The organism is Elizabethkingia argenteiflava, from assembly GCF_009904105.1.
Taxonomy (GTDB): Bacteria; Bacteroidota; Bacteroidia; order Flavobacteriales; family Weeksellaceae; genus Elizabethkingia; species Elizabethkingia argenteiflava.
Genome location: NZ_JAAABJ010000080.1, coordinates 1 through 1,053, shown reverse-complemented (window position 1 = coordinate 1,053; position 1,053 = coordinate 1). Strand labels below are relative to the sequence as shown.

The 1,053-nt window shown below is 37.7% G+C and carries 1 protein-coding gene; it reads left to right on the top strand.

The genetic code is table 11. The annotated features are described in order from the left end of the window. Positions 1–9: 9 nt before the first annotated feature. The coding region (gene queA, locus GNY06_RS00400) for a tRNA preQ1(34) S-adenosylmethionine ribosyltransferase-isomerase QueA (RefSeq protein WP_166518318.1) at positions 10–1,053 on the top strand (1,044 nt) is incomplete at its 3' end.

Sequence of the window (1,053 nt, the reverse complement as noted above, 5' to 3'; positions counted from 1 at the left end):
TTTATAACAATGAAAACTTCTGATTTTAATTTTAACCTTCCCGATCATCTTTTAGCAGAGCATCCATGTGAAAACAGAGATGAGGCCAAATTGATGGTGTTAGACCGTAAAACACAAACCATCGAACATAAGCTCTTTAAAGATGTAATCGATTATTTTAATGAAGACGATTTATTTATCTTTAACAATACTAAAGTTTTTCCAGCTCGTCTTTATGGAAATAAAGAAAAAACAGGTGCTAAAATAGAGGTGTTTTTGCTACGTGAATTGGATAAAGAAGCTCGTGTATGGGATGTTTTAGTGGATCCGGCGAGAAAAATAAGAATTGGCAACAAATTGTTTTTTACCGAAGACGAAAGTTTAGTAGCGGAGGTAATAGACAATACTACATCCAGAGGAAGAACGCTTCGTTTTTTATTCGATGGTAGTTATGAAGAGTTTAGAGCCAAGCTCACAGAACTAGGCGAAACACCTCTTCCAAAATATATTAAAAGAGAAGTAGAGCCTGAAGATGCAGAGCGTTATCAGACCATATATGCAGAAATTGAAGGTGCCGTAGCGGCGCCTACAGCGGGACTTCACTTTTCCAAGCATTTAATGAAGAGAATGGAAATTAAAGGGATTAATTTTGCGAATGTAACCCTACATGTGGGGCTAGGAACTTTTAATCCTATTGAGGTGGAAGACCTTTCTAAACATAAAATGGAATGTGAACAAGCCATTATATCGCAGAACAGTGCTGATATTATTAACGAGGCAATAGAGGCAAATCGCAGGGTATGTGCTGTGGGAACCACTACGATGAGGGCGATTGAAACATCTGTTTCTACCAATAGAAGACTCAGTGCTTATGAAGGCTGGACCAATAAATTTATCTATCCTCCTTATGATTTTGGTATCGCTAACGCGATGATTACTAATTTTCATACGCCCAAATCCACTCTAATTATGATGATTGCAGCCTTTGCAGGAAGAGATTTTGTGATGCAGGCTTATGAAGAGGCCATTAAGCATGAATACAAGTTTTACTCCTATGGAGATGCCATGCTTATT